The sequence below is a fragment of the Vibrio sp. 1557 genome (assembly GCF_033340175.1).
In the GTDB taxonomy this organism is placed as follows: Bacteria; Pseudomonadota; Gammaproteobacteria; order Enterobacterales; family Vibrionaceae; genus Vibrio; species Vibrio alginolyticus.
The window spans coordinates 18,754-43,875 of the sequence record NZ_JAWOVZ010000029.1; the positions used below are offsets into that span (position 1 = coordinate 18,754).

Annotated in this window: 21 protein-coding genes; 13 read left to right on the forward strand and 8 right to left on the reverse strand. The window is 45.3% G+C overall.

The features are described from left to right. Window positions 1-126: 126 nt before the first annotated feature. Window positions 127-789, forward strand: a complete 663-nt coding sequence (gene lipB, locus R7070_RS21945) for a lipoyl(octanoyl) transferase LipB (protein WP_256900434.1) — start codon at window positions 127-129, stop codon at window positions 787-789. After that, entirely contained in the window at window positions 786-1,751 is a 966-nt protein-coding gene (gene lipA, locus R7070_RS21950) for a lipoyl synthase (RefSeq protein WP_005391329.1), read from the forward strand. Before lipB ends, lipA begins: the two co-directional genes overlap by 4 nt. A gap of 461 nt (window positions 1,752-2,212) precedes the next feature. Here lipA and glyA read toward each other — a convergent pair whose 3' ends face one another. Continuing rightward, window positions 2,213-3,463, reverse strand: a complete 1,251-nt coding sequence (glyA, locus tag R7070_RS21955; protein ID WP_005381985.1) for a serine hydroxymethyltransferase — start codon at window positions 3,461-3,463, stop codon at window positions 2,213-2,215. 347 nt (window positions 3,464-3,810) lie between these two features. Here glyA and R7070_RS21960 point away from each other — a divergent pair, with 347 nt between their 5' ends. The 3 genes from R7070_RS21960 (at window position 3,811) to R7070_RS21970 (ending at window position 7,055) form a co-directional block, all read left to right on the forward strand. After that, window positions 3,811-4,413, forward strand: a complete 603-nt coding sequence (locus tag R7070_RS21960; protein ID WP_017635671.1) for a YitT family protein — start codon at window positions 3,811-3,813, stop codon at window positions 4,411-4,413. Window positions 4,414-4,503: 90 nt separating this feature from the next. Continuing rightward, complete coding sequence (locus tag R7070_RS21965) at window positions 4,504-6,024, forward strand: transcriptional regulator (RefSeq protein ID WP_054575503.1); 1,521 nt, start codon at window positions 4,504-4,506, stop codon at window positions 6,022-6,024. Between the two features lie 131 nt (window positions 6,025-6,155). Next, on the forward strand, window positions 6,156-7,055 hold the full coding sequence (locus tag R7070_RS21970) for a hypothetical protein (RefSeq protein ID WP_017635673.1): 900 nt from the start codon (window positions 6,156-6,158) through the stop codon (window positions 7,053-7,055). Window positions 7,056-7,154: 99 nt separating this feature from the next. Here the strand turns inward: R7070_RS21970 and treC are convergent, their stop codons facing one another. From treC to gmhB, 4 genes are all read right to left on the reverse strand, one after another. Continuing rightward, window positions 7,155-8,840: an alpha,alpha-phosphotrehalase gene (treC, locus tag R7070_RS21975; RefSeq protein WP_054575504.1), complete on the reverse strand. Its 1,686-nt coding sequence runs from the start codon at window positions 8,838-8,840 to the stop codon at window positions 7,155-7,157. A gap of 87 nt (window positions 8,841-8,927) precedes the next feature. Then, window positions 8,928-10,352, reverse strand: coding sequence for a PTS trehalose transporter subunit IIBC (treB, locus tag R7070_RS21980; protein ID WP_005381959.1), 1,425 nt, complete (start codon window positions 10,350-10,352; stop codon window positions 8,928-8,930). A gap of 176 nt (window positions 10,353-10,528) precedes the next feature. Further along, complete coding sequence (gene treR, locus R7070_RS21985; protein WP_256900435.1) at window positions 10,529-11,476, reverse strand: trehalose operon repressor TreR; 948 nt, start codon at window positions 11,474-11,476, stop codon at window positions 10,529-10,531. Between the two features lie 74 nt (window positions 11,477-11,550). Next, entirely contained in the window at window positions 11,551-12,102 is a 552-nt protein-coding gene (gene gmhB / locus R7070_RS21990) for a D-glycero-beta-D-manno-heptose 1,7-bisphosphate 7-phosphatase (RefSeq protein WP_005381961.1), read from the reverse strand. 341 nt (window positions 12,103-12,443) lie between these two features. Between gmhB and metN the strand changes: the two genes are divergently transcribed. Genes metN through R7070_RS22005 form a run of 3 tightly spaced genes read left to right on the forward strand, consistent with a single transcriptional unit; the run spans window position 12,444 to window position 14,987 of the window. Beyond that, entirely contained in the window at window positions 12,444-13,478 is a 1,035-nt protein-coding gene (metN, locus tag R7070_RS21995) for a methionine ABC transporter ATP-binding protein MetN (protein WP_005381962.1), read from the forward strand. Then, window positions 13,468-14,145, forward strand: a complete 678-nt coding sequence (locus R7070_RS22000; protein ID WP_005383604.1) for a methionine ABC transporter permease — start codon at window positions 13,468-13,470, stop codon at window positions 14,143-14,145. The genes metN and R7070_RS22000 overlap by 11 nt, the downstream gene beginning before the upstream one ends. 32 nt (window positions 14,146-14,177) lie before the next feature. After that, window positions 14,178-14,987 carry a MetQ/NlpA family lipoprotein gene (locus R7070_RS22005; protein WP_256900436.1) on the forward strand — a complete coding sequence of 270 codons (810 nt, stop codon included), beginning with the start codon at window positions 14,178-14,180 and terminating at the stop codon, window positions 14,985-14,987. Window positions 14,988-15,098: 111 nt separating this feature from the next. On the opposite strand, the gene R7070_RS22010 is transcribed toward R7070_RS22005, so the two are convergent. Continuing rightward, window positions 15,099-15,875 (reverse strand): Zn-ribbon-containing protein, encoded by a 777-nt coding sequence (locus R7070_RS22010; protein ID WP_005383605.1) that lies wholly within the window; start codon window positions 15,873-15,875, stop codon window positions 15,099-15,101. Between the two features lie 2 nt (window positions 15,876-15,877). Further along, the gene (gene syd / locus R7070_RS22015) at window positions 15,878-16,423 is read right to left on the reverse strand and encodes a SecY-interacting protein (protein ID WP_005383606.1); all 546 of its coding nucleotides are present in this window, start codon (window positions 16,421-16,423) and stop codon (window positions 15,878-15,880) included. 108 nt (window positions 16,424-16,531) lie between these two features. Here syd and queF point away from each other — a divergent pair, with 108 nt between their 5' ends. From queF to xni, 5 genes are all read left to right on the forward strand, one after another. Continuing rightward, entirely contained in the window at window positions 16,532-17,377 is an 846-nt protein-coding gene (queF, locus tag R7070_RS22020; protein WP_256900437.1) for an NADPH-dependent 7-cyano-7-deazaguanine reductase QueF, read from the forward strand. A gap of 164 nt (window positions 17,378-17,541) precedes the next feature. After that, window positions 17,542-19,824, forward strand: a complete 2,283-nt coding sequence (locus R7070_RS22025; protein WP_017635678.1) for a tetratricopeptide repeat protein — start codon at window positions 17,542-17,544, stop codon at window positions 19,822-19,824. A gap of 98 nt (window positions 19,825-19,922) precedes the next feature. After that, the gene (locus tag R7070_RS22030; protein WP_005381978.1) at window positions 19,923-21,488 is read left to right on the forward strand and encodes a sensor domain-containing diguanylate cyclase; all 1,566 of its coding nucleotides are present in this window, start codon (window positions 19,923-19,925) and stop codon (window positions 21,486-21,488) included. Between the two features lie 291 nt (window positions 21,489-21,779). Beyond that, window positions 21,780-23,156, forward strand: coding sequence for a nucleotide 5'-monophosphate nucleosidase PpnN (ppnN, locus tag R7070_RS22035; RefSeq protein ID WP_005383611.1), 1,377 nt, complete (start codon window positions 21,780-21,782; stop codon window positions 23,154-23,156). Window positions 23,157-23,214: 58 nt separating this feature from the next. Next, on the forward strand, window positions 23,215-23,997 hold the full coding sequence (gene xni, locus R7070_RS22040; protein ID WP_053306525.1) for a flap endonuclease Xni: 783 nt from the start codon (window positions 23,215-23,217) through the stop codon (window positions 23,995-23,997). Window positions 23,998-24,105: 108 nt separating this feature from the next. On the opposite strand, the gene rlmM is transcribed toward xni, so the two are convergent. Next, window positions 24,106-25,122: 23S rRNA (cytidine(2498)-2'-O)-methyltransferase RlmM (gene rlmM / locus R7070_RS22045; RefSeq protein ID WP_318073011.1), on the reverse strand; the 1,017-nt coding region annotated here is incomplete at its 5' end.

Consider the following 25,122-nt stretch of genomic DNA (forward strand, 5'->3'; position numbering starts at 1 on the left):
TTATTTATCAAAGAGATAACGAGGCTTTACATCGCTTTCAGTTAAAAATCTGTTACGCAGCGGTAGAGCATCAGGGTTATCCGGTTTATAATCCAAAAACTTTATATATTAGCAACAGGAATTCCCATGCAACACCAACTTGTTGTAAAACGACTTGGCCGCCAAGACTATGAGCCTGTATGGAAGGCGATGCATGAGTTCACCGACCAACGCACAGAAGAAACCCGTGATGAAGTCTGGTTGGTAGAACATAACCCAGTATTTACGCAAGGACAGGCAGGTAAAGCTGAGCACTTGATTAACACTGGCGATATTCCTGTTGTACAAAGTGATCGCGGAGGTCAGGTTACGTATCATGGCCCTGGTCAGTTGGTCGCCTACTTCTTGATCAACCTACGCCGCAAAAAATTAGGTGTACGAGATCTCGTTACCACAATCGAGAACCTCGTGATCAACACGCTAAAAGCATACAATATTGACTCAGCCGCGCGACCTGACGCACCAGGTGTCTACGTTGCCGGTAAGAAAATATGCTCTCTCGGTTTACGCATTCGTAAAGGATGCTCGTTTCATGGTTTAGCCTTGAACGTAAATATGGATTTAACACCGTTTCTGCGTATTAACCCTTGTGGTTATGAAGGTATGGAAATGGTTCAGGTCAGCCAATTTGGCGGCCCAGACAATGTAGAAGCCGTAGAAAAACAATTAATAAAAGAACTCGTTACTTTGCTCGATTATGAGCAAGTAGAATTCAGCACAGAAGCACCTTCTCAAGGTAATAAAGCATGAGCAAACCAATCCAGATGGAAAAAGGCGTTAAATATCGTGACGCCGATAAAATGGCATTGATTCCCGTAAAGAACATGCCTACAGAGCAGAAAGAAGTGCTACGTAAGCCTGATTGGATGAAGATCAAGCTACCAGCCGACAGCCAACGAATTCAAGACATCAAAGCGGCGATGCGTAAGAATAAACTTCACTCCGTATGTGAAGAAGCATCTTGCCCGAACCTAGCGGAATGTTTTAACCACGGTACAGCAACCTTCATGATCTTAGGTGCTATTTGTACTCGTCGTTGTCCTTTCTGTGACGTTGCTCATGGCCGCCCATTACCACCGGAAGCAGAAGAGCCTCAAAAACTGGCGAAAACCATTGCCGATATGAAGCTGAAATACGTCGTAATCACTTCTGTTGACCGTGACGATCTGCGTGACGGCGGTGCACAACACTTTGCCGATTGTAACCGCGAGATCCGTGCGTTAAACCCGCATATTAAGATTGAAACACTGGTTCCTGACTTCCGTGGTCGCATGGATGTAGCGCTTGATCTAATGAAAGACAATCCGCCAGATGTCTTCAACCACAACTTAGAAACCGCGCCACGTCTTTACCGTAAAGCTCGCCCAGGTGCGAACTACAAATGGTCACTTGAGCTCCTTAAGAAGTTCAAAGAGCAGCATCCAGATGTACCGACCAAGTCTGGTTTGATGATGGGCCTTGGTGAAACCAAAGAAGAAATCATCGAAGTACTGAAAGATCTACGCGCACACGGCGTAACGATGCTGACTCTAGGCCAGTATTTAGCGCCAAGCCGTCACCACTTGCCAGTAGAACGTTACGTTCCACCATCTGAGTTTGACGAGCTAAAAGAAGTTGCACTAGAACTTGGCTTCACGCATGCAGCGTGTGGTCCATTTGTGCGCTCTTCTTACCATGCCGATATGCAAGCTCAAGGTATCGAGATTAAATAAGCTCTCGCTTGTTTTGAAAAGCTTGTTTTGAAGAGAAAAGGTTGGCTCAGTGCCAACCTTTTTTGTATCTGGCAAATGATGATAAAAAGCCATTCTACCACCGTCATTCTGAACAGCGAGGTACGAACGTGATTCAGAATCTGTTTTCAGAATACTGAGGATTTTTAGGGAAACTCTGAGTAAAAGAGTGTGCCTCAACAAGATTCCTGATCTCGCCTCGGCTCGTCGGAATGACGTGGTTTGGATATATTGAAAAGGGACAGTGTTGGTAGCCATCCCCTTATCACACACTCTCGCTATATCTCATTCCAAACGCCAGACAAACAAAAAGGCCCTCAAATGAGGACCTTTAGTATATCAATGTTCAAAATAGACGAGTCGAGTTCTAGGAGAACACACGGAGTTTGCGCGAGCAAATGAGTATGTTCGACACCGAAATCGACTCATTCTATGAAGACCGGTTAGGCATAAACCGGTAGACGCTTACAAATTTCTAGCACTTTCTGTTTTGTCGCTTCGATAACTTCTTCGTTGCCGATGTTATCTAGAACGTCACACATCCAGTTTGCTAGCTCTTTTGCATCTTCTTCAGTGAAGCCACGGCGAGTGATCGCTGGCGTACCTACACGAATACCAGACGTTACGAATGGGCTGCGTGGGTCATTTGGTACTGAGTTCTTGTTTACAGTGATGTTTGCTGCACCTAGTGCCGCGTCTGCGTCTTTACCAGTGATATCTTTGTCGATTAGGTCAACAAGGAACAAGTGGTTTTCTGTACCGTTAGATACGATTTTGTAGCCACGCTCTTGGAACTGACCAACCATTGCTTTTGCGTTTTTCACTACGCGAGCTTGATAAGCTTTGAACTCTGGCTCCATCGCTTCTTTGAACGCTACTGCTTTACCAGCGATAACGTGCATTAGAGGGCCACCTTGACCACCAGGGAACACTGCTGAGTTCAATTTCTTGTACATATCTTCGCCAGCATTTGACAAGATAAGACCACCGCGAGGACCTGCTAGTGTTTTGTGCGTCGTTGTTGTTACCACGTGAGCATGCGGTACTGGTGTTGGGTATTCACCGGCGGCGATAAGACCAGCTACGTGCGCCATATCAACAAATAAGTAAGCACCTGCTTTGTCAGCGATTTCACGCATGCGTTTCCAATCAACGATTTGCGAGTAAGCAGAGAAACCACCGATGATCATCTTAGGTTTGTGTTCAAGTGCTAGCTGTTCCATCTCGTCGTAGTTGATTTGACCAGCTTCATCGATACCGTAAGGGATAACGTTGTAGTGCTTACCCGAGAAGTTTACTGGTGAACCGTGAGTTAGGTGACCACCGTGCGCTAGGCTCATGCCTAAAACTGTATCGCCAGGGTTAAGAAGCGCCATGTAAACTGCGCTGTTTGCTTGAGAACCTGAGTGAGGCTGTACGTTAGCGTACTCACAACCAAATAGTTGGCATGCACGCTCAATTGCTAGTGCTTCAGCTTTATCTACGTACTCACAACCGCCGTAGTAACGCTTACCTGGGTAGCCTTCAGCGTATTTGTTCGTTAGCTGAGAACCTTGCGCTTCCATTACACGTGGGCTTGTGTAGTTTTCAGAAGCGATAAGTTCAATGTGTTCTTCCTGGCGAAGAGTTTCTTCCTGGATAGCTGCGAACAGTTCCGCATCGTAATCTGCGATGTTCATATCACGCTTAAGCATCTGTATCTCCTGACTCAGATTAGTACTGAAAGTTGCAAAAAAACTGTTGAATGACCCGACGCAAACGTTTTCGTCACCCTAATGGCGCGCATTCTACATAATTTGATTTAGGTCATAAAGAGAAATTTACAATTTTTCTCATGCAGTTTTTTCATGATGACAAGCAATGTTTATCATGCCAGCATTGCAATCGCATAACGACAATCTATTGCCTGTCAAATTTGTGCTTTACACCCTGTAAAACAGCAATTACATAGGTTTACCGTAAATTTTACCCTCTAGCTACCGAAAAGATCATCTTTTTACTACTATGCACGCCTTATTTATCACTAATGACTGCAACATTGATGGAAAAACACTCATTAAAAGAAGACTGGATAGCGATTCTCACGGGTACCTTTTTAGTAGCTCAAGGCGTTTTCTTTCTCCAATCCGCGAACCTTCTAACGGGAGGCACGACTGGATTGGCTCTGCTTATTAGCCAATTTACACCTTTTACCTTTGGTGTGCTGTACTTTTTAGCAAACAGTCCTTTTTACTTACTAGCATGGAAACGCTTCGGCCGTCATTTCGCCATTAATAGTGCCATTTCTGGCGCGTTGGTTTCTATCTTTGCCGATCATCTTTATTTGCTAATCTCGCTCGAATCGGTAAATGAAGTTTATTGCGCCGTCGCAGGCGGACTTTTAATGGGGCTTGGTATGCTGATCCTATTCCGACATCGCTCCAGCTTGGGTGGCTTTAACGTGCTGTGTTTGTTTATCCAAGACAAATTTGGCATTTCAGTTGGCAAAAGCCAAATGGCAATCGATGCATGTATCCTGTTTGCTTCATTCTTCTTTGTCACACCAGAAGTGATTGGCCTTTCAATTTTGGGGGCGTTTGCACTCAATCTCGTGTTAGCGATGAACCACAAACCGCACCGCTATTCCGTGACCTACGGTTCATAAATTTTTGATAATGATTGAAGCGCGATTTATAAGATTTCGCGCTCCAATCGCTATATAATACTTCGCGATTTCCAAATAGATCGGTACGGTATGCGCGACTTTCTGCAACAAGCTAAACAGACTCACAGTTGTATTGCGATTGGAGAGCTGATCTATAACCCGAAGACACAGACCCTTCATCAAGATGCTATCGCGATTGATCTTGAACCTCGCACCATTGAATTATTAGAACTGCTGTTAACAAGCGTTGGCCACCCACTCTCTGCTGACACCATTATTGAAACCATTTGGCAGAGCAAGTTCATCTCTAAGAATGTGCTCACGAACCGCATTAGCACCTTACGTGCCCTGCTACAGCAGTACTTACCCGAATACGATGCCGCTAAGCTCTTGGTCACTTACCCCCGCAAAGGCTACTTTCTTAACCCTGCCAATATTCGTTTAGTGCCACCAGCGAAAAACCATCGGCGCGTTATCTCAACCCAGGTGGCGAGTAATAAGAACTTCAAGCTGATTTTTGCTTACAGCTTATGTGCCATACTTGCGGTATGTAGCATGACACTCGCAAGCTTGTTATGGCAACGCCAAGAAATCTCAACACAACAAACACGTCATCAACTACTGATTCCCAAAGTCGAGCTACTACTCAACCGTGTCGATTCAATCGGCTCCCAGGCGCGAAAATACCGCATACTGGTCAAAGCCATCTTGCTGCAACAACAGGTCGAATATCCATACACCGACATCGCCAACCAAGATGCTCCCAGTTACTTTCTTGATCCTATCGGTCATACGCCATATTTCCCTGGCGCACGAAACATGCAGACCAGCGACTACGAGCTCAATATCGAGTTAAAAGACGGCACAAAACAGGGCATCTTGAAAGCGCAGATGAACCTTATTTATCCTGCGACGGGCAAGCTGGCGTTTCGCAATGAGTACACACTGCGTTTATCTGCCTTACAATCGGATATTTTCCAAATGCACTCGGATGTCGCGCAATACTTCAATCTGCCTGCACCTTCGGCAAGTTCGTGGCAGCTTTCGAATATTCACAAAAAAATGTTATTCGAGAATGCCTTTTCTAGCCAACCTCTCCGACAATCTGATGAGTTTGCGGCTATAACAACGGCAAGACATCTCGCCTTATACGAGCACGAACATCAAAAGCTGGAAGCGTATTTAACTCAAGTACAATCGTCGTTTGATGTTTTGCCAGATGAGCTGAGCCTCTGGTTAGGTCTATTGCATTTCAAATTAGGTAACTTAGACAGGGCAAAAGCTCTGTTAACGACACCAGATGGCGACTCACGTATCCAAAACGCACTGATTTATACCTTTGTGTCTCACATTGCTTATAAGCAGAACAAACTTGAACAGTTCCGTCTCAACTACATGGAATCACTGGTGGCGCTGCTGCGCGTTTTACCTTCCGAAACCTTGTTTGAGCGTCTTTCTCAATCTGAATCAAAAGAGACTTGCCTCCAACCGTGGAAAACGTTGCATGTTAGTGTGACCGATCAAGAAATCATAAGCCGATGGAAAGCGCTCATTAACGAGTATTGCACTAACGTAGCCAACGAAATAACCCCAAATAAAACAAAGACCTAAATATAAAATTAAGCTTTCATTAACCCCTGTTATCTTTTGTTTTTTGCCCTTTTTCTCTCACTGAACTTAGCATGCTCGCATTCAAGCAACGGCCCAACATGAAGCGCCCTTATCAATCAGGAATGTAAACCATGCTAAACAAAATGACGCTTATCGCAGCAGCAACTCTGGCTCTTTACGGCTGTGGCGGAGGTTCGTCTTCTGGCAGTGCGAATCCAAACAAAGTGCCTCAAGAAAGTTTCGACGTCTCGATTCACAACTCAATCTTCGCTCCCACGCCAAGCACACAGCTAAACTACGCATTTAGCTTGGATGGCCAACCAGAAGGCGACATGAAACTGAGCTTCCAAGCGATGGATCGCGAGCAAATATTGGCAGCATTGGCACAAATCCCAAACAGCGAGGCAATGGTCCAGTTGGTTAATGACTTGGTGAACTACGGCGCCGAACAGTTCTACTATTCAGACGAGCAGTACAACGACGACGAAGAGAGCAATACGCTTTACTTTGTAGGATCAGATGGTGCACTCCATGAAATCACTGACGCTTATTTCATTGGTCATCAGTTTATTGCCATGCTTATGCACAGCAGTCCGATTTTCCGCCTAAACGGTGACGACGTAAAAGAGAAAAGCCCGAATATTGACATCGGTGAAGAAACTATGTCTCTGCAAACCACTCTTACAGGCTACGCAGTTCACAACCTTCTAGACCGTTTTGAAGATCATGAGTGGGTACAAAACCTTCCTATGACAGCATCTTGCCAAGTGGTTTGGCAACAGCAAATCCGAGAGACTGGTGTGCGTAAAGCGTTCTCGATCTCAGGCAAGAAAATTGAAGCGGCATACCTGATGGAAGAGAACATCTACAACCTAAACTGTGATGATATGGACTCAATGGAGTTCGCCACTTCGGCAGAACGTTGGTTTAATCCGAGCTTAGGTCTGATTGAACAAATTGAACTGCTGAAAGTACAACAAGTACAAATCAACGAAGAGAAAGTGCAGCTAACAGCGATTGAAACAAAATAAGCTCGCATTTTTTAGAGATATCTCAATAAAAGAAGGCTTTGGGGAGCACACCAAAGCCTTCATCTCGAACATCAATCTTAGGGGTGATGACACCCGAGTTTATTCTTCTATCAATAAAATACGAGTTTCGTAAGGTCGTAACACTTGATGGTTTGACGCGACTGCGCTCGCTGAGTTTTGATAGTTAGATAGCAAGTTTTTCGCCTTACTCATATCAAAACGTTCTGGCAGAACGCATTCCACCTCTTCAGCATAGTAGTTATTGATACACAGCAGCGTTTGCTTATCGTTCTGACGAGCGTAAGCGAAAATACGTTTGTGCTCTGGCAGCAGGTCCTCGTAACGACCATCGGTGATCACTGGAACCTGTTTACGCAGTTCAATCAGACGCTTGTAAAAGTAGAACACCGAGTTTAAATCGGCAACCGCAGCTTCAGCATTGATTTCAGTGTAATTCTTCGCCACTTCAAGCCAAGGCGTGCCCTCAGTAAAGCCCGCGTGTTTTGCACTGTTCCATTGCATTGGTGTACGTGAGTTATCACGCGACTTCTGTGCCAAGATCGCCATCATATCGTCATGAGATACACCATCACGGTTGACCATGATGTCGTACATGTTAGTACTTTCAACATCACGATATTGGCTGATTTCGGTATAACCCGGGTTGGTCATGCCGATCTCTTCCCCCTGGTAAACATAAGGTGTGCCTTGCATCATGTGCACTGATGCCGCAAGCATCTTGGCAGATTCAACACGGTATTGCTCTTCGTTACCTAATCGGCTGACAACGCGTGGCTGGTCGTGGTTACACCAGAACAACGCCCCCCACCCTTTGCCATTTAAGCCCGTTTGCCAATGATTGAAGATCTGTTTTAACTGAATGAAATCAAACGGCGCTTTGGTCCATTTTTCACCATTTGGATAATCGACTTTCAGATGATGGAAGTTGAACACCATGGATAGCTCTTTGCCGTCTAGCGAAGAATATTGCTGGCAGTGCTCTAGCGTAGTGGAAGACATTTCACCCACCGTCACGCTGCCGTATTTTTGAAACACAGATTCGCTAATCTCTTGAAGGTATTCGTGCACACGTGGACCGTCAGTGTAAAAACGACGACCATCACCAATATCGTCACTTGGAAAATCTTGCTGCTTGGAAATCAGGTTGATAACGTCGAGACGGAAACCATCGACTCCCTTCTCTGCCCAGAAGCTGATGACTTCTTTCACTTCTTCACGCACTACTGGGTTTTCCCAGTTTAAGTCCGCTTGCTCTATAGCAAAAAGGTGCAAATAGTACTGGCCTGTTTTTTCATCCAGCGCCCAAGCGTTGCCACCAAACTTTGATTGCCAGTTGTTTGGTTCAGCACCATCTACCGGATCTTTCCAGATGTAGTAATCACGGTATGGGCTGTTTTTATCACCCAGTGCGGATTGGAACCACTTGTGTTCTGTCGACGTGTGGTTCACTACAATGTCCATGATGATACGAATGCCCAACTGATGCGCTTCTGCTAGCAAAGTATCGAAATCTTGCATAGTGCCGAACTGTGGATTGATCGAGTAGTAATCGGAGATGTCATAACCGTTGTCGATCATTGGCGATTGGTAAACCGGCGTCAGCCAAATCGCATCCACACCAAGATGCTTAAGATAATCCAGCTTAGAAATGATCCCTTTAATGTCGCCCGAGCCTTTACTGCCACTGTCACAAAAGCTTTTTGGGTAAATTTGATAGATGGTTGCGGTTTTCCACCAGCTCTCATCATGCTTGGTCATAGCCATTTCTAACACTCACTTACCAGTAATCGGAAACTTAAAATTTGAAAAGAAAAATAGGCGGAGGCAGCCAAGTCACTGCCTCAAATAGAATTACGCGTTTGCAGGCTCAAGCTCACCTTTGGCTTGTGCACGCTTATAAAGAATTAACGTTAATGCAGCAGGTACCAGCATTGCGACTAACATAGCCAAAGCAAAAATGCCCCAGAACTGCGGTTGGATAGACAAGATGCCCGGCAAACCGCCCACACCGATACCGTTCGCCATTACGCCCGCACTACCACAAATAGCAGCAGCACACGCACTACCGATCATCGCGCTCAGCATTGGGAACTTGTATTTCAAGTTGATGCCGTACATCGCCGGCTCGGTCACACCAAGGTAAGCAGAGATAGCCGCAGGTACTGAGATATCACGCTCGCCATGTTTTTTACTGATGATAATGATGCCGACGACCGCAGACGCTTGAGCAATATTTGAAAGCGCAATCAGAGGCCAAATTGGCGTGCCGCCTAGCTCTTGCATTAATTGAAGGTCAACCGCGTTGGTGGTGTGGTGAATACCAGTAATGACCAATGGCGCGTATAGGAAGCCGAAGATGGTTGAGCCAATCATTGCGAAGTCACCCGTCATGGCTGCTTTTGCTGCGAAAGCAACGCCGTCACCCAACATACGACCGAATGGACCAATGATTGAGTGCGCAAGAATCACAGACACAATGATTGAGACAAACGGCACGACCACTAGGTAAAGGTAAGACGGAATGATGCGTTTTAAGTTGGTTTCAATAAACGCCAGAGCCATACCAGCAAGCATTGCTGGAATCACTTGCGCCTGATAGCCCACTTTTTCGATGGCGAATAAGCCAAAATCCCACACTTCGGGTACTTGCTTACCAATCAGGTAGGCGTTCATCAACTGCGGCGAAACCAATGTTACACCAAGCGTGATACCCAGAATCGGAGTACCGCCGAGCTTTTTCACTGTCGACCAACACACGCCAACTGGTAGGAAGAAGAAGATCGCCTCACCAATCAGCCATAAGAAAGAGTGTACCGTTGCCCAAAACTGGCTGATTTCCGTTAGCGTTTGACCATCAAACATCTTGATGTCGCCAATCACGTTACGGAAACCAAGGATCAGACCACCGGTGATGATCGCTGGTAGCAGTGGTACAAAGATTTCTGCAAGGTGGGAAATACCACGCTCAACGATATTCATGTTTTGACGAGCAGCGTTCTTCGCTTCGTCTTTGCTGGCTTCACTTTTACCCGTCAGTCCGATCAGTACCTTGTAAACTTCATCCACTTCAGTACCGATAACCACTTGGAACTGGCCTGCGTTGGTAAAACAGCCCTTCACCATCGGTAATGCTTCTAACTGTTTCGTATCTGCTTTGTCCGTATCATTTAGAACAAAACGCAAGCGAGTTAAACAGTGACTTACACTGGCAATATTGTCCGGCCCCCCGACCAGCTCAATAAGACGCTCCACGTCTTTACGCGCAATCTTACTCATAATTTTGTCCACCCTGTATTGGATACATTCGATTCATCATTTTGTTTTTATAAATGGGAACATTCCCATTTCTTAATTTTAATATTGCCATTCGAAGACAAAAAACAAAATGGGAACAGTCCCATTAATTGAGAATGATCACAGTATAATTTTAGAGCAGATCGTTTTAGTGTGGATTAACAAACGATAGGCTGTTGAGTAAAGTGAACCACTTCCTCATCACCATTTAATTGATTGATCAGCATGTTAGCGGACTTCTCACCTGCAAGGGTATAACCTGGGTCGACACTAAATACTTTAGGGAAAAGGAAAGAGAGCAATTCATTACCACCAACACCTGTCACAACCACGTCTTCACGGCCTAACTCTTGAAGACGCTTAATCACGCCCAACGCGATAGTGTCACTGGCGCACACGATGGCCTGAGTATCAGATTGAAGGACTTTGTCTACCAACTGATAAGCACTTTCATGGCTCAACTTACCCGTTTGGAAACAAGGTGCAATTTGCTTGCGTTGACACCAAGCTTTATAAGCATTTAGACGAGCTAAGCCAGTGGTTTTGTCTTCAGGATCAACACCAATATAAGCAATGCGAGATAAAGATTGCTGCTCAAGGTGAGACAAAGCCATGTCTATCACACCTTGGTTATCGTAGTTGATCGAGGAAACCATTTGCGTGTCCATCGCGATCACGACGATACGGTTCCCCCACTCCGTCAATGCTCGCTCATCACATCCAGTAAAGCCAAACACGATCACCCCATCGACGTTGCGACGTTTAAGCACATCCAAATGTTCATTGGTTTTATCGCGATCGAATTGGCTCTCCATGATCACCGCATCATAACCAGCGGAATACAAAGCATTGAGCATGGTACCAACGGCGCGATTTTCTGATGGTGAATCTAAACGGGAGATGATAACCCCAATAACTTTTTGGCTGCCGCCACGCATTGATTGCGCCGACTTTGATGGGACGTAGCCTGATTCACGAATGATTTGCTCAACCTTCTCTCGCGTTTGGGGTTTCACTTTTGGATCGTTAGTAAGCACACGGCTTACTGTCGATTTGCCCACGCCTGCCAATTTTGCGATATCAAGAATGGTGAGTTTTTTGCTCATAAGTGTTCAGATTAAAAGAAGGAATCAAACAAAAGGGAAGCAGTGGCTTCCCTTATCTCAGTCAGTAATGAAGATTACTTGTTTAAGTACGCAGGCACATCTGCAATGCTATCTAATACTACCGTTGCAATGGCTTCGCCCTGTTCCGTTACTGGCTTACCAGTGCGAACCAAAATCTTAGTGCCAACGCCTGCCGCTTCTGCTGCCATCATGTCTTCAGCTTTATCGCCGATCATCACAGATTTCTCCATGTCGATCTTCAAGAAGTCACGCGCAGAAATGAACATGCCTGGTTTTGGCTTACGGCACTCACAATCTTGCTTGTACTCGCCAATGCCATGTTCTGGATGATGTGGACAGTAATAGATACCATCGAACTCAACACCATTATCAGCAAAGTTCCAATCCATCCATTGAGTCAGAGACAAGAAACGGTCTTCACTGAATTTACCGCGTGCGATGCCCGATTGATTCGTCACTAACACTAGAAGGTAGCCTTTATCTTTTAGCGCTTTCGTCGCTTCAAATACACCATCAATGTACTCAAAATCATGTTCGTCATGAACGTAGCCGTGGTCAACGTTTATCACGCCATCACGATCGATAAAAACAGCAGGTTTTGCCAAAACGTATTTCTCTATTAACTCGGTTTAATCAGATTATTACATACCTTATAAACTTCAACACTATCTAATTCATTCTTGGCCTCGACAAAACGGTTGATTTGTTGGGCAAGAATCGGTAAATCTGAGGGTGCCCTGCCGTCTACCTCCTGCTTATTATCTATACATCTTCGTTTCAAAACAGAACATCCATACATTTAGACGTCTAGACGTAAAAATATCTATTGACTTCATTCTGCTTAACCCATAGCATCAACTGAAAATTGAGATAAAGCTCAACATTAAGTTCTGTCAAAGGCCGTTTTTGACAGCGAAGTTCCCCGTATCTTTGGGCAGGTTGAAACATGATAGAAATAAAAAACGTCAATAAAGTGTTCTACCAAGGCAGTAAGGAAATCCTTGCCCTGAAAGACATTAACCTACACATCGACAAAGGCACCATCTTTGGTGTTATCGGTTCATCAGGTGCTGGTAAAAGTACGCTGATCCGCTGTGTCAACATGCTAGAAGCACCGACCTCTGGTTCCATCATCGTTGATGGTGTGGATCTAACCAAACTCAGTAAAAAACAACTAGTCGAAACACGCCGTAACATTGGCATGATCTTCCAGCACTTTAACCTGCTTTCGTCTCGTACTGTGTTTGATAATGTGGCATTACCCCTAGAACTGGCAGGTAAAGACAAATCGCAAATCACAACAAAAGTAACTGAGTTGCTAAAGCTTGTAGGCTTAGCCGACAAACACGAGAGCTACCCATCTAACTTAAGTGGCGGACAAAAACAGCGTGTGGCAATTGCTCGTGCATTGGCATCCGATCCTAGCGTGCTGCTTTGTGATGAGGCCACTAGCGCACTAGATCCAGCAACAACTCAATCTATCCTTGAGTTATTGAAAGAGATCAACCGCAAACTCAACATCACGATTTTACTTATCACTCACGAAATGGAAGTCGTAAAAAGCATCTGTCACGAAGTAGCAATCATCGGTGGTGGTGAGTTGGTGGAAAAAGGCACCGTTGGCGATATTTTTGCGCACCCTAAGACAGAGCTGGCACACCAATTCATTCGCTCAACGCTGGATCTTTCCATTCCTGAAGATTACCAAGCACGTCTGCAAGCAGAGCGTGTTGATGGCAGCTACCCGTTGGTTCGCTTAGAGTTTACTGGCGCAACCGTCGATGCACCGTTAATGTCGCAAATTTCTCGTAAATACAATATTGATGTGAGTATTTTGAGTTCCGACCTTGATTACGCTGGTGGCGTGAAATTCGGCATGATGGTCGCAGAGCTATTTGGTAACGAAGAAGATGACAACGCAGCTCTTGAATACCTGCGTAAGCACAACGTAAAAGTAGAGGTACTTGGTTATGTCCTTTAATACGATTTCTGAATGGCTGAGTTTAAACAGCAAACTACTTTTAGGTGCAACGTGGGAAACGCTTTACATGGTTGCGGTTGCCGGATTAGTCGGCTTTGCTGTGGGTATTCCATTAGGCGTAATCCTCCATATTACTAAGAAAGGCGGCCTACTTGAAAACACCAAACTAAATAGCGGCTTAGGCGCTATCGTTAACATTGGTCGTTCTGTGCCATTCCTCGTACTGATGGTTGCGATTATTCCAGTGACAAAAATGCTGGTTGGAACCTTTATCGGTACAACCGCAGCAATCGTCCCACTGACTATTGGCGCCATTCCTTTTGTCGCTCGTCTTATTGAAGGTGCTTTATTAGAAGTACCGACAGGCTTGGTGGAAGCTGCGCAGTCAATGGGGGCGACACCAACACAGATCATAACAAAAGTTCTACTACCTGAAGCAATGCCGACTATTGTTAACTCAGTAACGATTACCTTGGTCACTCTCGTTAGCTACTCAGCTATGGCGGGTACGGTAGGCGGCGGCGGCCTAGGCGACGTAGCCATCCGTTACGGTTTCCACCGCTACGATGTAACTATCATGGCCGTGACTGTCGTGATGTTGATTGTTCTAGTACAGATTATTCAGTCTATCGGTGACGCAGTGGTGCGCCGTGTAGACCACAGATAAGCATCAAAAATACAAATTATAAGGAGATAAAGATGAAATTTAGCCTTAAAGGTCTTTTGACTGTAGCAACAGCCGCCTCTGCTCTTGCTCTAGCGGGTTGCAGCGACAAAGAAGTAGACGTAAACAAAGTAAAAGTTGGCGTTATTGCTGGTGCTGAAGCACAAGTAGCCGAAGTTGCCGCTAAAGTAGCAAAAGAGAAATACAACCTAGACGTTGAGCTAGTAACATTTACCGATTACGTAACACCAAACGCCGCTCTGGATGATGGTTCAGTAGACGCGAATGCGTTCCAGCACAAACCATACCTAGACCAACAAGTGAAAGACCGCGGCTACAAACTGGCTATCGCGGGTAACTCATTCGTTTACCCTATTGCTGGTTACTCAAAGCAAGTAAAATCAATTGATGAAATTCAAGATGGCGCACGCATCGCAGTACCAAACGACCCAACTAACCTAGGTCGCTCACTACTGCTTCTTGAGCAGCAAGGTTTAATTACGCTACGTGATGGCGTTGGTCTACTCGCTACAGTACGTGACATCGTAGGCAACCCTAAAAATATCGAAATCATTGAACTAGAAGCCCCACAGCTTCCACGTTCACTGGATGACGTAACGCTATCTATCATCAACACCACTTACGCAAGCTCTATCGACCTATCGCCAGAGCGTGACGGCGTGTTCGTTGAAGATAAAGACTCACCATACGTAAACCTAATTGTCGCTCGCGAAGAAAATGTTAATGCGCAAAACGTACAAAACTTCGTAAAAGCTTACCAAACGGAAGAAGTTTACGAAGCGGCAAAAGAGCTGTTCAAAGGCGGTGTTGTGAAAGGTTGGTAATCCCACTTTTCAAAACATGACTGAAAACAACGTTCTAAACACAAAAGGGCTGATGTGAAAACATCAGCCCTTTCTATTTGTCTATCTACCCATTTAAGTAGCTTCAATTCGCTACTTAAGATGGTCCCAAGAGATATTCGACACGATTCGGCAGTCATCACACTTAAAATGAAATATGTCATGTAGTGGCTCATCGAGTAGCCACTCGCCATCGCATTTTGGACACTTGCGCGCTTTCTCGCTCTCCAGCGACTGACCACCGACACGATACTGGTAATAGTACGTAGGGATCTTCGTGATGTATTCGATACGGCCACGTAAGTCCCAACCTCGGCGAAACAGCACACTATCCACATCGCAAATTTCGTGCAGCGCCGCATGTTCCGCTCGGCAGCCCCCTGCCATTTGGATTTCATCACACGCTTGCCACTCAGTCTGCCACTTAATGACGGCTTTATGGTCTCCATTAAGTGTTGGCTCATTACGATACAAAGGAATTGGCAACAGGGTTTCACCACTTCGCAAAGGCGAACACGTATGAACATAAGTCGTGTACAACACTTGCCAGCTAGGTGTCTCTTCTTCGGCTGCTTGTTCTGAATTCAAATCACGCCCCAGCATACGCATTTTCGGTGCAAGCAAAGACGCATCCGACAAACGGTTCATGCACACTTTGACGAAATCTGAGTGATAACGTGGATGCAAGCTGTCTTGTTCTGGGCAAACAACACGAACGAAAAATTCACCTTCTCCCATCACTATCGGAAATTCACGACCTAATACTTGGCCGTTGTAACGCAGAGCATCCATCAAGCCATTAATGGCTTTGTCTACCGCGCTGACGGTGGTGTTATCAAAACACTCAAACTGCAACTCAACAACATACATACTTAGACGGCAGCCTCTAACTTATTCAAGAACTCAACCAATGAATCTGCCAATACATCACGTTTAGAGGTGCCCAAACGCTCTAGAATCACATTGCCAGTGAGGTTACAAATAGAAATCACATCCATTTCCTCACCTGTCGCTGCGATAAATACTGTTGGTTTAAGTTTCAAGCGGCGCTGCGTCACCAAATGACCAAGAATATTTTCTTGTAGACGCACGAAATCATCATCGCTCCAGACTTGCAGCAGCGTCAACGAATTACCTTGCCAAGTTGCCTCCATATCGGCGCAGTATTGAGAACCATAAAAGGCTTTAACATCATCTTGCAGTGACAACTCAATCGCATTTTCCACATTGGTGAAATCGGCCATTTCATCACGTGCGACCGCTTTCCAAAGCACCTTTCCATCACGCTTCTCTTCGACACAAGGAGAAACAAGCTCTGCAAGCTCTTCACTGCTTGGCAACTCATTGTGCTTAGCTTGCCAAGCTTGTTGGTAGCGCAGGCTGAACTCTTGTAGCGCCTGAGTAACGTTTTGGGTCATGAAGGTCTCCTCATTCCTTATTTATCAGATAGCCGTACTTGCCTGATGGCAATTGACCAGCGGATTCAGTAAAATTCTCGCCATTCTAATCGAAAACGACCACAAAGTATGAGCAAATATTCTGACGCTAAAGAGCTTGCTGGCCTCACACTAGGTAAAACGACCGAGTATGCGAACCAGTATGACCCAAGCTTGCTGCAACCAGTCCCTCGCAGCCTGAACCGAGATGACCTTCAGTTAGGCGATACTCTGCCTTTCATGGGGCACGACATTTGGACGCTGTATGAACTGTCTTGGTTAAATAGTAAAGGTTTACCACAAGTGGCCGTTGGCGAAGTATACATTCCAGCCACCAGCGCAAACTTGATTGAATCGAAGTCTTTCAAACTGTACTTAAACAGCTACAACCAAACCCGCTTTGCAAGCTGGGAAGAAGTGACTGAGCGTTTAACACAAGACCTGTCTGAATGCGCAGGTGAAAAGGTGCTGGTTGAGGTGAATCCAGTGACTCACTATACCAATCAACCTATCGTGACAATGGACGGTGAATGTATTGATGACCAAGACATTGACATCACCAGTTACGATTTTGATGCCGATTTGCTTGAAGGTGCGGCAGGTAAAATACAAGTTGAAGAGGTGCTACATAGCCACCTATTGAAATCAAACTGTTTGATCACTAACCAACCCGACTGGGGCAGTGTAGAAATTCGCTACCAAGGCGCAAAAATAGATCGTGAGAAGCTGTTACGTTACTTAGTGTCTTTCCGCGAGCACAATGAGTTCCACGAACAGTGTGTAGAGCGTATTTTTACGGATCTAATGAAATACTGCCAACCAAGCAAACTGACCGTATTTGCCCGCTATACGCGCCGTGGAGGCTTGGATATCAACCCTTACCGCTCAACGGAACAAGATAAGCCAGCTCACAATCACCGTATGGCTCGTCAGTAAGCGCATAGGCAACAGAAATAAGTTCGGCAATCTAAAGGGTTGCCGGACGTTTTTATTGTCCAAGCATGTTACTATATCAAATGGCTTCAACCCGCATTTAAACGGCTAATTGAGGCTTTTCGCCGTTATCGCCATATCTAAAAACAGTTCGAGGGAACGAAAGGATGTTTTGGGACAGTTCGCGTCTATTCAAATTGATTGGCTTTCTTTGCTTGCTGTTTGTACAGCCACTTCATGCTACCATTTTATCGTCCGCGTTACTCAACGAAGCACAACAATTGGCGGAAATAGAGCCATCACAAGCAAAACAAGCGGCAACCAACTATTTGTCACAGCGTGAACTAACAGAACGCAAAGAAAGTGACAGCCCTTCAGCCATGTCTCGCGACGAAACAGATCGTAGCGTTCGCACACCAAGCAGCACCATCGAAGCGCACAAGATTATCGCTCAGGCAGATTACGCCATGGGTAATGTTCGTTCGGCTATCGAGCACCTAAATAAAGCGGAACGCTTAGCGCAAGAATATCAATTGCCGTACATGGACTTAGATCTCCAGCTGATGCGCAACCAAATGATTTGGATGTACGACGAAAACTACTCAAAAGCGGAAGACACGCTTAACCAAATTGAACAACAGCTCGATGAAGCCGATGCCGTATTACAACGCACCGACAGTGTTCGCTACCGACTAGTGATGCAAAGAGCACTCCTCGCTTCACATAGTGGCGATATCATTAAAGCGGAAAACTTGTACTCTGAAGCAAAGACCATGCTTGACGATAGCCGCTCTGAGTTAGCCTTGATCGACTACTACACAGCCGTCGGCGAGTTTTACCTCAATAGCAAGAAATACAATTTGGCTTTGTCAGAGCTGCTATACGGTTATTGGCAATCTATTGAAAGTAACAGTGGTGCAAGGTTAGCAAAAGTGAATCGCCTTTTGGCTAGGCTCTTCCAGGAGCGACGAGTGTACGACAAAGCGATCGAATACTTATCTCAAGCCGCAGATTTTTATGACTCTTACCCTAGCTCTCCGATCCTAGCGGACGTCCTAGAGCAAATGGGCGACATCTACTTTTATCAGGGTAAGTTTAACCTTGCGTTAGTGCATTACTTCAACGTGCTTGACCATGAAAGTACCAGTAAGAACATCAATAGAATCATTAAAATTCGCTTAAGCTTGGCGGCTACCTACCTACAACTCTATAACTACGCGCTAGCAGAGCAGTACTTAGACCGCTCTAAAGAGCTTTTAGAATACACCAATATTCCTAAGCTTGAAGCAAAGGCTGCCCTGCTTCAGTCAGGTCTGGCTTATCATCAAAATGACAGTAAAGACGTCATTACTAATGCAAAGCTGGCGTTAGCGCTTGCTGAAAAGTCACCTGAAAATAACAACTTCATTAAGCAGCAGTCATACCGTTTACTTGGGTTGGGTTACGAGCAGGCAGGCGAATACAAACTTTCTCTGCAAGCTTATAAAAAATACACCAACCTCGTTCGTCTAGAACAAAAGCAGCTTAACCAAATCAGTGAAGATGCGTTCCGTCAGCAAAAAGAATTTGCCGAACAAACCATCCATTACATCGGTCAATCAGAACGCTTAGAGCAAGTGGAAAGAGAGCATCGTAAATTCCAGAAAATCTCATTTGCATTGTTTATTACTGTATTGGTCATGTTTTTGTTCATTATGCGCCGCGGTGTCATTATGCAGCGCCAAGCAAGTGAAATCGAAAAACTGCGTAACGACCTCTTCACCCACTCTCGCTCTCGTTTACGTAACTTGCGTATGCTGAATGTTAAGCTTTCTCGCTCATTGAAAAAGTCGAGCGAAACTTTCGAGCAATGGCAAATGGGTGAATTGATCCACGAACCACTTAATGATCGCCTACGCTTTGTTATGATCGATTTGCCATTCTTACGAAGCATGTACGTCCATAACGGCTATAAGGCAGGTCTAGAACTAGAACGGGCATTTGGCGACTTCCTTGCGGAAAAAATAGAAAAACCGTCGCGTCTTTACCATTTCTCAGATGCGAACTTACTCTACATAGAACCGAACGCTGACCGTGATGCTTCTGCCGAAGTCATGTTCGAAAAATTCCAGACTTGGGTGGATGAGTTCGCACAGCAGCACAACGTCAATCGTATTATTCGTATGGGCATCAGCGATTATCCGTTCTTACCCCGAGCCTACACTGCAATTAACGATGAGGAATTACTCGATCTGTTATTGCTTGCTACTCACATCGCACGAGAAGTCAGCTTGAAGGATAAGCAAAGCCACTGGGTGTTCTTAAAAGCCATCGATAATGCGCCTGCTGCTAGCTTTGCAACAGGTAACATAAGAACTGCCTGTCAACATGCCATTAGCCAAGGCCTGATCAAGATCCATTCGTCCTACAAGAATGAGGACGACATCAAGAAAATATTAAAAAATGGATAATTAAACGCCTGTTGAACGTAATAACTAATGACGCTATAAAGTTTTTTGTTATTATCAGATAATTGTCAGTAGTACATGGACTTAACCGTAGTCACTTCATGGGAATCTTGGAATCCGATATTCAGTCGCAGCTGCATCAGCTGAGTTGTCAACTTGACCAACTCAGACTGACTCATCGTGATACTTCACTCAAATTCAAACGTGAACAACAAGTTCTTAAACGCGTTGTGGCATCATTGTCTTCAGCTTGCCAGGGTTCGAATACTCAGGTATCCAACTACCTATTTGAAATCCAACAAGAGCTGCAACATCAAAAAGATATCAGCACTCTTATCCCGCGTTTAGCGGTATTAGAGAGGATGCTCAAACAGCAGTCGAAGACGATGGATAAACAGAACGGTTACCTTGACGAACAAATCAAGCACAGTGGTGAAACACTGCAACGTGTCACTGGCTTACCTGCGCAGTTAAAACGTGAACTACGGAACCTGATGAGTTTCTCTGAAGTTCACGCCAGCAATAAAGCTGATCAAGCCACTAAGCTACTGAGTATTTACGAACGCGCTCTGAAAATCATCACGTCTAATTCACGTCTACATCTTAGTGAATTTGAAAACAATCCCGACAGATCTCAGCTTGAGTGCTTAGCCAGCGACCTCCAACATACTATTACAGAGCTGGATTTCGAAGGAGAATCAGGCGATAGATTGCTGGATATTCGCGCTAAGTTGCTCCTTGGCGTGAGTGCCGAGTCTCTCATTGAGCTTACGCTCTCAACGCTGAAATTGGTTGTCGAAGCAACAAAGTTCGAGCGCGAGGCGTCTAGCCAATTCCTTGATCAGCTGAACACTTCTCTCGCAAGTAACCTAAAAACCGTTCATCAGAACGTCGACCAGCATCATACCTACTTTGAACACCGCCAAGAGCTCAACACAGAAATGAACAGCTTGGTTGAATTAAGCCAAAAGTCACTTAATCAAGCTCAAGATATCGCGGTTGTGAAAAAAGAAATCACGCCTCTTCTCGAAAAAATGGCGTCGCTGACAGAGCGACTGAAAATGACGGAAGAGCGAGAGCAAGCGCTGCAAGAACGGTTGAGTTACAGTAAGAACCAACTCGAAGCGGTATTTGAAACTACGCAAGATTATCGTCGACGCTTAGATGACCAAGCTCAGCGTATGTTGCTCGACCCGCTGACTAAAGTTTATAACCGCACTGCATTTAACGATCGACTAGAGCTAGAGTATCGCCGTTGGATTCGCTCTCAGCAAAACCTTCGTGTTGTGCTATTTGATGTAGACAACTTCAAAGCGGTGAATGATAGCTATGGTTATACGGCTGGCGATAAAGCGCTGAAGATCATCGCTCGTACTATTAACAAGCGCGTATCAGAAACGGAAACAGTAGCTCGCTTTGGTGGCGAGGAGTTTATTCTACTCGTCCCGGAACAATCTGAAGAATACACACTGGATCTGATTAAGCATATCCAGCGTGATATTAGCCAATTACCCTTTAAGTTCCGTGAGCAAAATATCATGATTACCTTAGCTGCTGTATCGACGTCTTTCAAAGAGTCCGATACGCCAGAGTATGTGCTCGATCGTCTTGGCAAGATGCTTGCGGACGCTAAAAAACGTGGAACAAACCAGCTTAACTGGAGCTAAGATTCGTACAAAAAGCGAGCAAACAAACCAAATTTGGTGCAATCTACGCTTTATAACCACCCATTTTCAACGAGTTATCACATTTCTTCCCTTTTAGTCTGCTAAGCTGTAAAAACCCAAGTCACTTCAAGATGATGTATTTATAAAAGGCAAATGTATCATCTTGAGGTTGCTTGGGAGTTGATAACCATAAAACCAAATCGGCCAACTACCTTTCATCAAACCATACGTATAACACCAAAAAGGTAAGTTGGTACTTTCCCTCAAATTAATGCAACACAAGGAGGCGTTATGATTACCCATATAAGCCCCGCTGGTAGCATGGACTTGCTATCTCAACTAGAAGTAGAGCGCTTAAAGAACACAGCCTCGAGTGAACTTTATCAGCTGTACCGTAATTGCACATTAGCGGTGTTGAACTCCGGTAGCCATACCGATAACTCGAAAGAACTGCTCGATAAATACCAATCGTTTGATGTCAACGTCGTGCGTCGTGAGCGTGGTATTAAGCTTGAACTGACTAATCCGCCAGAGCACGCTTTTGTTGACGGCGAAATAATTAAAGGTATCCAAGAGCATCTGTTCTCCGTATTGCGTGATATCGTTTACGTAAACATGCATTTGGCAGACGCCCAGCGGCTCAACCTTACTAACCCAATTCACATTACGAACCTCGTGTTCGGCATTCTTCGTAATGCCAGAGCATTAACTCCAGGTATCGCACCGAATCTTGTCGTATGTTGGGGTGGTCACTCTATCAATGGAGTGGAGTATCAGTACACACGTGAAGTGGGTAACGAACTGGGCCTGCGTGAACTTAACATCTGTACAGGTTGCGGCCCTGGCGCAATGGAAGGGCCGATGAAAGGTGCAGCGATTGGGCACGCAAAGCAACGTTATACTCAGCAACGTTATCTTGGTTTAACCGAGCCCTCGATTATTGCGGCCGAGCCACCAAACCCAATAGTAAATGAACTGGTCATCATGCCCGACATCGAAAAGCGCTTGGAAGCCTTCGTCCGTATGGCTCATGGTATCGTTATTTTCCCAGGTGGCCCGGGCACAGCGGAAGAGCTACTGTACATTCTTGGCATCATGATGCACCCGGATAACGCCGATCAGCCAATGCCTATCGTATTAACAGGACCAAAAGAGAGTGAAGAGTACTTCCGCTCTATTGATGAGTTCATTCGCGACACACTTGGTGAGGAAGGGCAAAAGCACTACGAGATCATCATTGACGACCCGGCAGAAGTCGCTCGTATTATGAAACGCTCCATGGACTCGGTACGCCTTCACCGAAAAGAGAAAGGCGATGCGTACAGCTTTAACTGGTCATTGAAAATTGAGCCAAACTTCCAACTGCCATTCGAGCCTACTCATGAGTCGATGGAACAATTGGATTTAAGCCTAGATCAAGAACCGCAAGTTTTAGCGGCCAACTTGCGTCAAGCCTTCTCTGGCATAGTGGCAGGTAACGTAAAGGCTGAAGGCATTCGAGAAATAGAACGTAGAGGGCCTTTCACCATTCATGGCGACGCAGTCCTCATGAAAAAACTCGATAAGTTGCTAAAAGACTTTGTCGAACAGCACCGAATGAAATTACCTGGCGGTTCAGACTACGAACCGTGTTATCGAATCGCTCACCCGGAAATTGGTGGTCGATAGTCAGGCTAGCATTCGTTACACTAGGGGCATTACGCCCCTTTTTTATTGCTAAGTCATTATGTCTATTCATCTTGTTATCATTGATGCCCTAAACCTGATCCGCCGAGTGCACTCAGCACAACCAGATCCAACCGACATAGCAAGAACCATAACCACAACGCAAAGAACCCTCACTCGCATTCTGTCAGAGGCCAACCCGACACACATCATCGCGGTTTTTGATCACCACGAACAAGACAGAGGTTGGCGCGCTGAAATTCTCCCTGACTATAAGCAAAACCGAAAACCAATGCCTCAGCCACTACTGCAAGGGTTAGATGCGATTCAACAAGCGTGGTGGGAGCAAGGTATTGATTCATTGCTGTCTGAAGGCGATGAAGCAGATGATTTGGTTGCTACACTCGCAACGAAAGTGGCCAGCCATGGTGAAAAAGTCACCATCGTTTCCACAGACAAAGGTTACTGCCAGCTACTTTCCCCTACCCTACAAATCCGTGATTATTTCCAACACCGTTGGTTAGATGAACCATTTCTCGAAAAAGAGTTCGGCGTAAAACCAAGTCAACTAGCGGATTACTGGGGATTAACAGGGATAAGCTCTAGCCAGGTTCCGGGCGTACCTGGAATTGGCCCGAAAGCAGCGAAAGAGATTCTCACTCAGTTTGAGAGTATTGAAGCAGCCTACGCTAGTGAAGATCTCGTACCGAAATACCGTAAAAAATTGGATGAGCACATTGAATCTGCTCGTTTATGTAAACGCGTCGCCGCTTTAAAGTGCGATATCGAACTAGGCTTTAACTTGCAAGATATTCGCTTTTTAGGGCCAAACAAAGCGGAGTAGTGCCCGATGGTAGTTTCACACCATGAAACCCTCAGATATTAAAAAAGCGCCATTTGAAGGCGCTTTTTCTATCCTAATCACTATCCCCAAAAGACTCAGGGAATAAAGTTAGTAAGGTGAAATATTCGACAGACATTGGATATGAATCGTGATCTCTTCACGATCATGATACAAATGTTTAGCTTGTAGCTTGAACTTTACCTTATTATCAATGAGGAACTGCTTGAGATTTTCAAGGTCTTGCAGCACTTCGTCATAACGCCCTTTCATTGGCAGCTTAAGGTTAAAGATGGCCTCTTTTGCCCAACCTTTTAACAGCCACTGTCCCATCAGGTGAGCAACACGAGCTGGCTTTTCCACCATGTCACAAACAATCCATGTTACGTTCTTGCGGTCTGGTTCGAACTTAAAACCATCCACCATATGGTGCTTGATCTGGCCAGTTTCCATCAAACTGTCTGCCATCATGCCGTTATCAACGCAGTGAACGAACATTGAGCGCTTCACTAATTGGTACGTCCAACCGCCTGGACATGCACCTAAATCCACACCCCACATACCTGGTGCCAAACGCTCATCCCACTCTTCACGTGGAATAAAGACATGAAATGCTTCTTCCAGTTTAAGTGTTGAACGACTTGGAGCGTCTGCTGGGAATTTAAGGCGAGGGATACCCATGAAGAACTGTGAGTTGTTGTCAGTGTAAGAGTAACCAACGTAACAGTGGCCAGGCTCAACAAAGCAAATGTGCAGTACTGGTTTTTTCGCGTTATCTTTGTTCAGCATTAAGCCTTTGCCGCGCAACGCTTGACGCATTGGGACGGTAAACTTACGGCAGAATTTCAGTAACTCTTTCGCTTCATTTGTATCTGGCGTTTCAATTCTCAAATCACCACAACGAGGGAATGCTTCGATGTCTGCTAGTTCATTCAAAATTGGACTAATTCGGTCATCACTTGGCAACGATTGAAACTCAGCTGCTACCGCAAACATTTGTCGAGCAAAAATTAAAGACTTAAAGTCTAAACCTCTCGCAAGTTTGTCGGCATCTCCATCTTGGTAACACTCGAAGACAACATAACCTGAGTTTCTCTTCACACGAGGGAAGCCATACACTTCCAACTG

Excerpts from the sequence above, each read along its gene's own strand:
- lipB (WP_256900434.1), top strand. The coding sequence starts at position 127 with ATGCAACACCAACTTGTTGTAAAACGACTTGGCCGCCAAGACTATGAG.
- lipA (WP_005391329.1), top strand. The coding sequence starts at position 786 with ATGAGCAAACCAATCCAGATGGAAAAAGGCGTTAAATATCGTGACGCC.
- glyA (WP_005381985.1), bottom strand. The coding sequence starts at position 3,463 with ATGCTTAAGCGTGATATGAACATCGCAGATTACGATGCGGAACTGTTC.
- R7070_RS21960 (WP_017635671.1), top strand. The coding sequence starts at position 3,811 with ATGGAAAAACACTCATTAAAAGAAGACTGGATAGCGATTCTCACGGGT.
- R7070_RS21965 (WP_054575503.1), top strand. The coding sequence starts at position 4,504 with ATGCGCGACTTTCTGCAACAAGCTAAACAGACTCACAGTTGTATTGCG.
- R7070_RS21970 (WP_017635673.1), top strand. The coding sequence starts at position 6,156 with ATGCTAAACAAAATGACGCTTATCGCAGCAGCAACTCTGGCTCTTTAC.
- treC (WP_054575504.1), bottom strand. The coding sequence starts at position 8,840 with ATGGCTATGACCAAGCATGATGAGAGCTGGTGGAAAACCGCAACCATC.
- treB (WP_005381959.1), bottom strand. The coding sequence starts at position 10,352 with ATGAGTAAGATTGCGCGTAAAGACGTGGAGCGTCTTATTGAGCTGGTC.
- treR (WP_256900435.1), bottom strand. The coding sequence starts at position 11,476 with ATGAGCAAAAAACTCACCATTCTTGATATCGCAAAATTGGCAGGCGTG.
- metN (WP_005381962.1), top strand. The coding sequence starts at position 12,444 with ATGATAGAAATAAAAAACGTCAATAAAGTGTTCTACCAAGGCAGTAAG.
- R7070_RS22000 (WP_005383604.1), top strand. The coding sequence starts at position 13,468 with ATGTCCTTTAATACGATTTCTGAATGGCTGAGTTTAAACAGCAAACTA.
- R7070_RS22005 (WP_256900436.1), top strand. The coding sequence starts at position 14,178 with ATGAAATTTAGCCTTAAAGGTCTTTTGACTGTAGCAACAGCCGCCTCT.
- R7070_RS22010 (WP_005383605.1), bottom strand. The coding sequence starts at position 15,875 with ATGTATGTTGTTGAGTTGCAGTTTGAGTGTTTTGATAACACCACCGTC.
- syd (WP_005383606.1), bottom strand. The coding sequence starts at position 16,423 with ATGACCCAAAACGTTACTCAGGCGCTACAAGAGTTCAGCCTGCGCTAC.
- queF (WP_256900437.1), top strand. The coding sequence starts at position 16,532 with ATGAGCAAATATTCTGACGCTAAAGAGCTTGCTGGCCTCACACTAGGT.
- R7070_RS22025 (WP_017635678.1), top strand. The coding sequence starts at position 17,542 with ATGTTTTGGGACAGTTCGCGTCTATTCAAATTGATTGGCTTTCTTTGC.
- R7070_RS22030 (WP_005381978.1), top strand. The coding sequence starts at position 19,923 with ATGGGAATCTTGGAATCCGATATTCAGTCGCAGCTGCATCAGCTGAGT.
- ppnN (WP_005383611.1), top strand. The coding sequence starts at position 21,780 with ATGATTACCCATATAAGCCCCGCTGGTAGCATGGACTTGCTATCTCAA.
- xni (WP_053306525.1), top strand. The coding sequence starts at position 23,215 with ATGTCTATTCATCTTGTTATCATTGATGCCCTAAACCTGATCCGCCGA.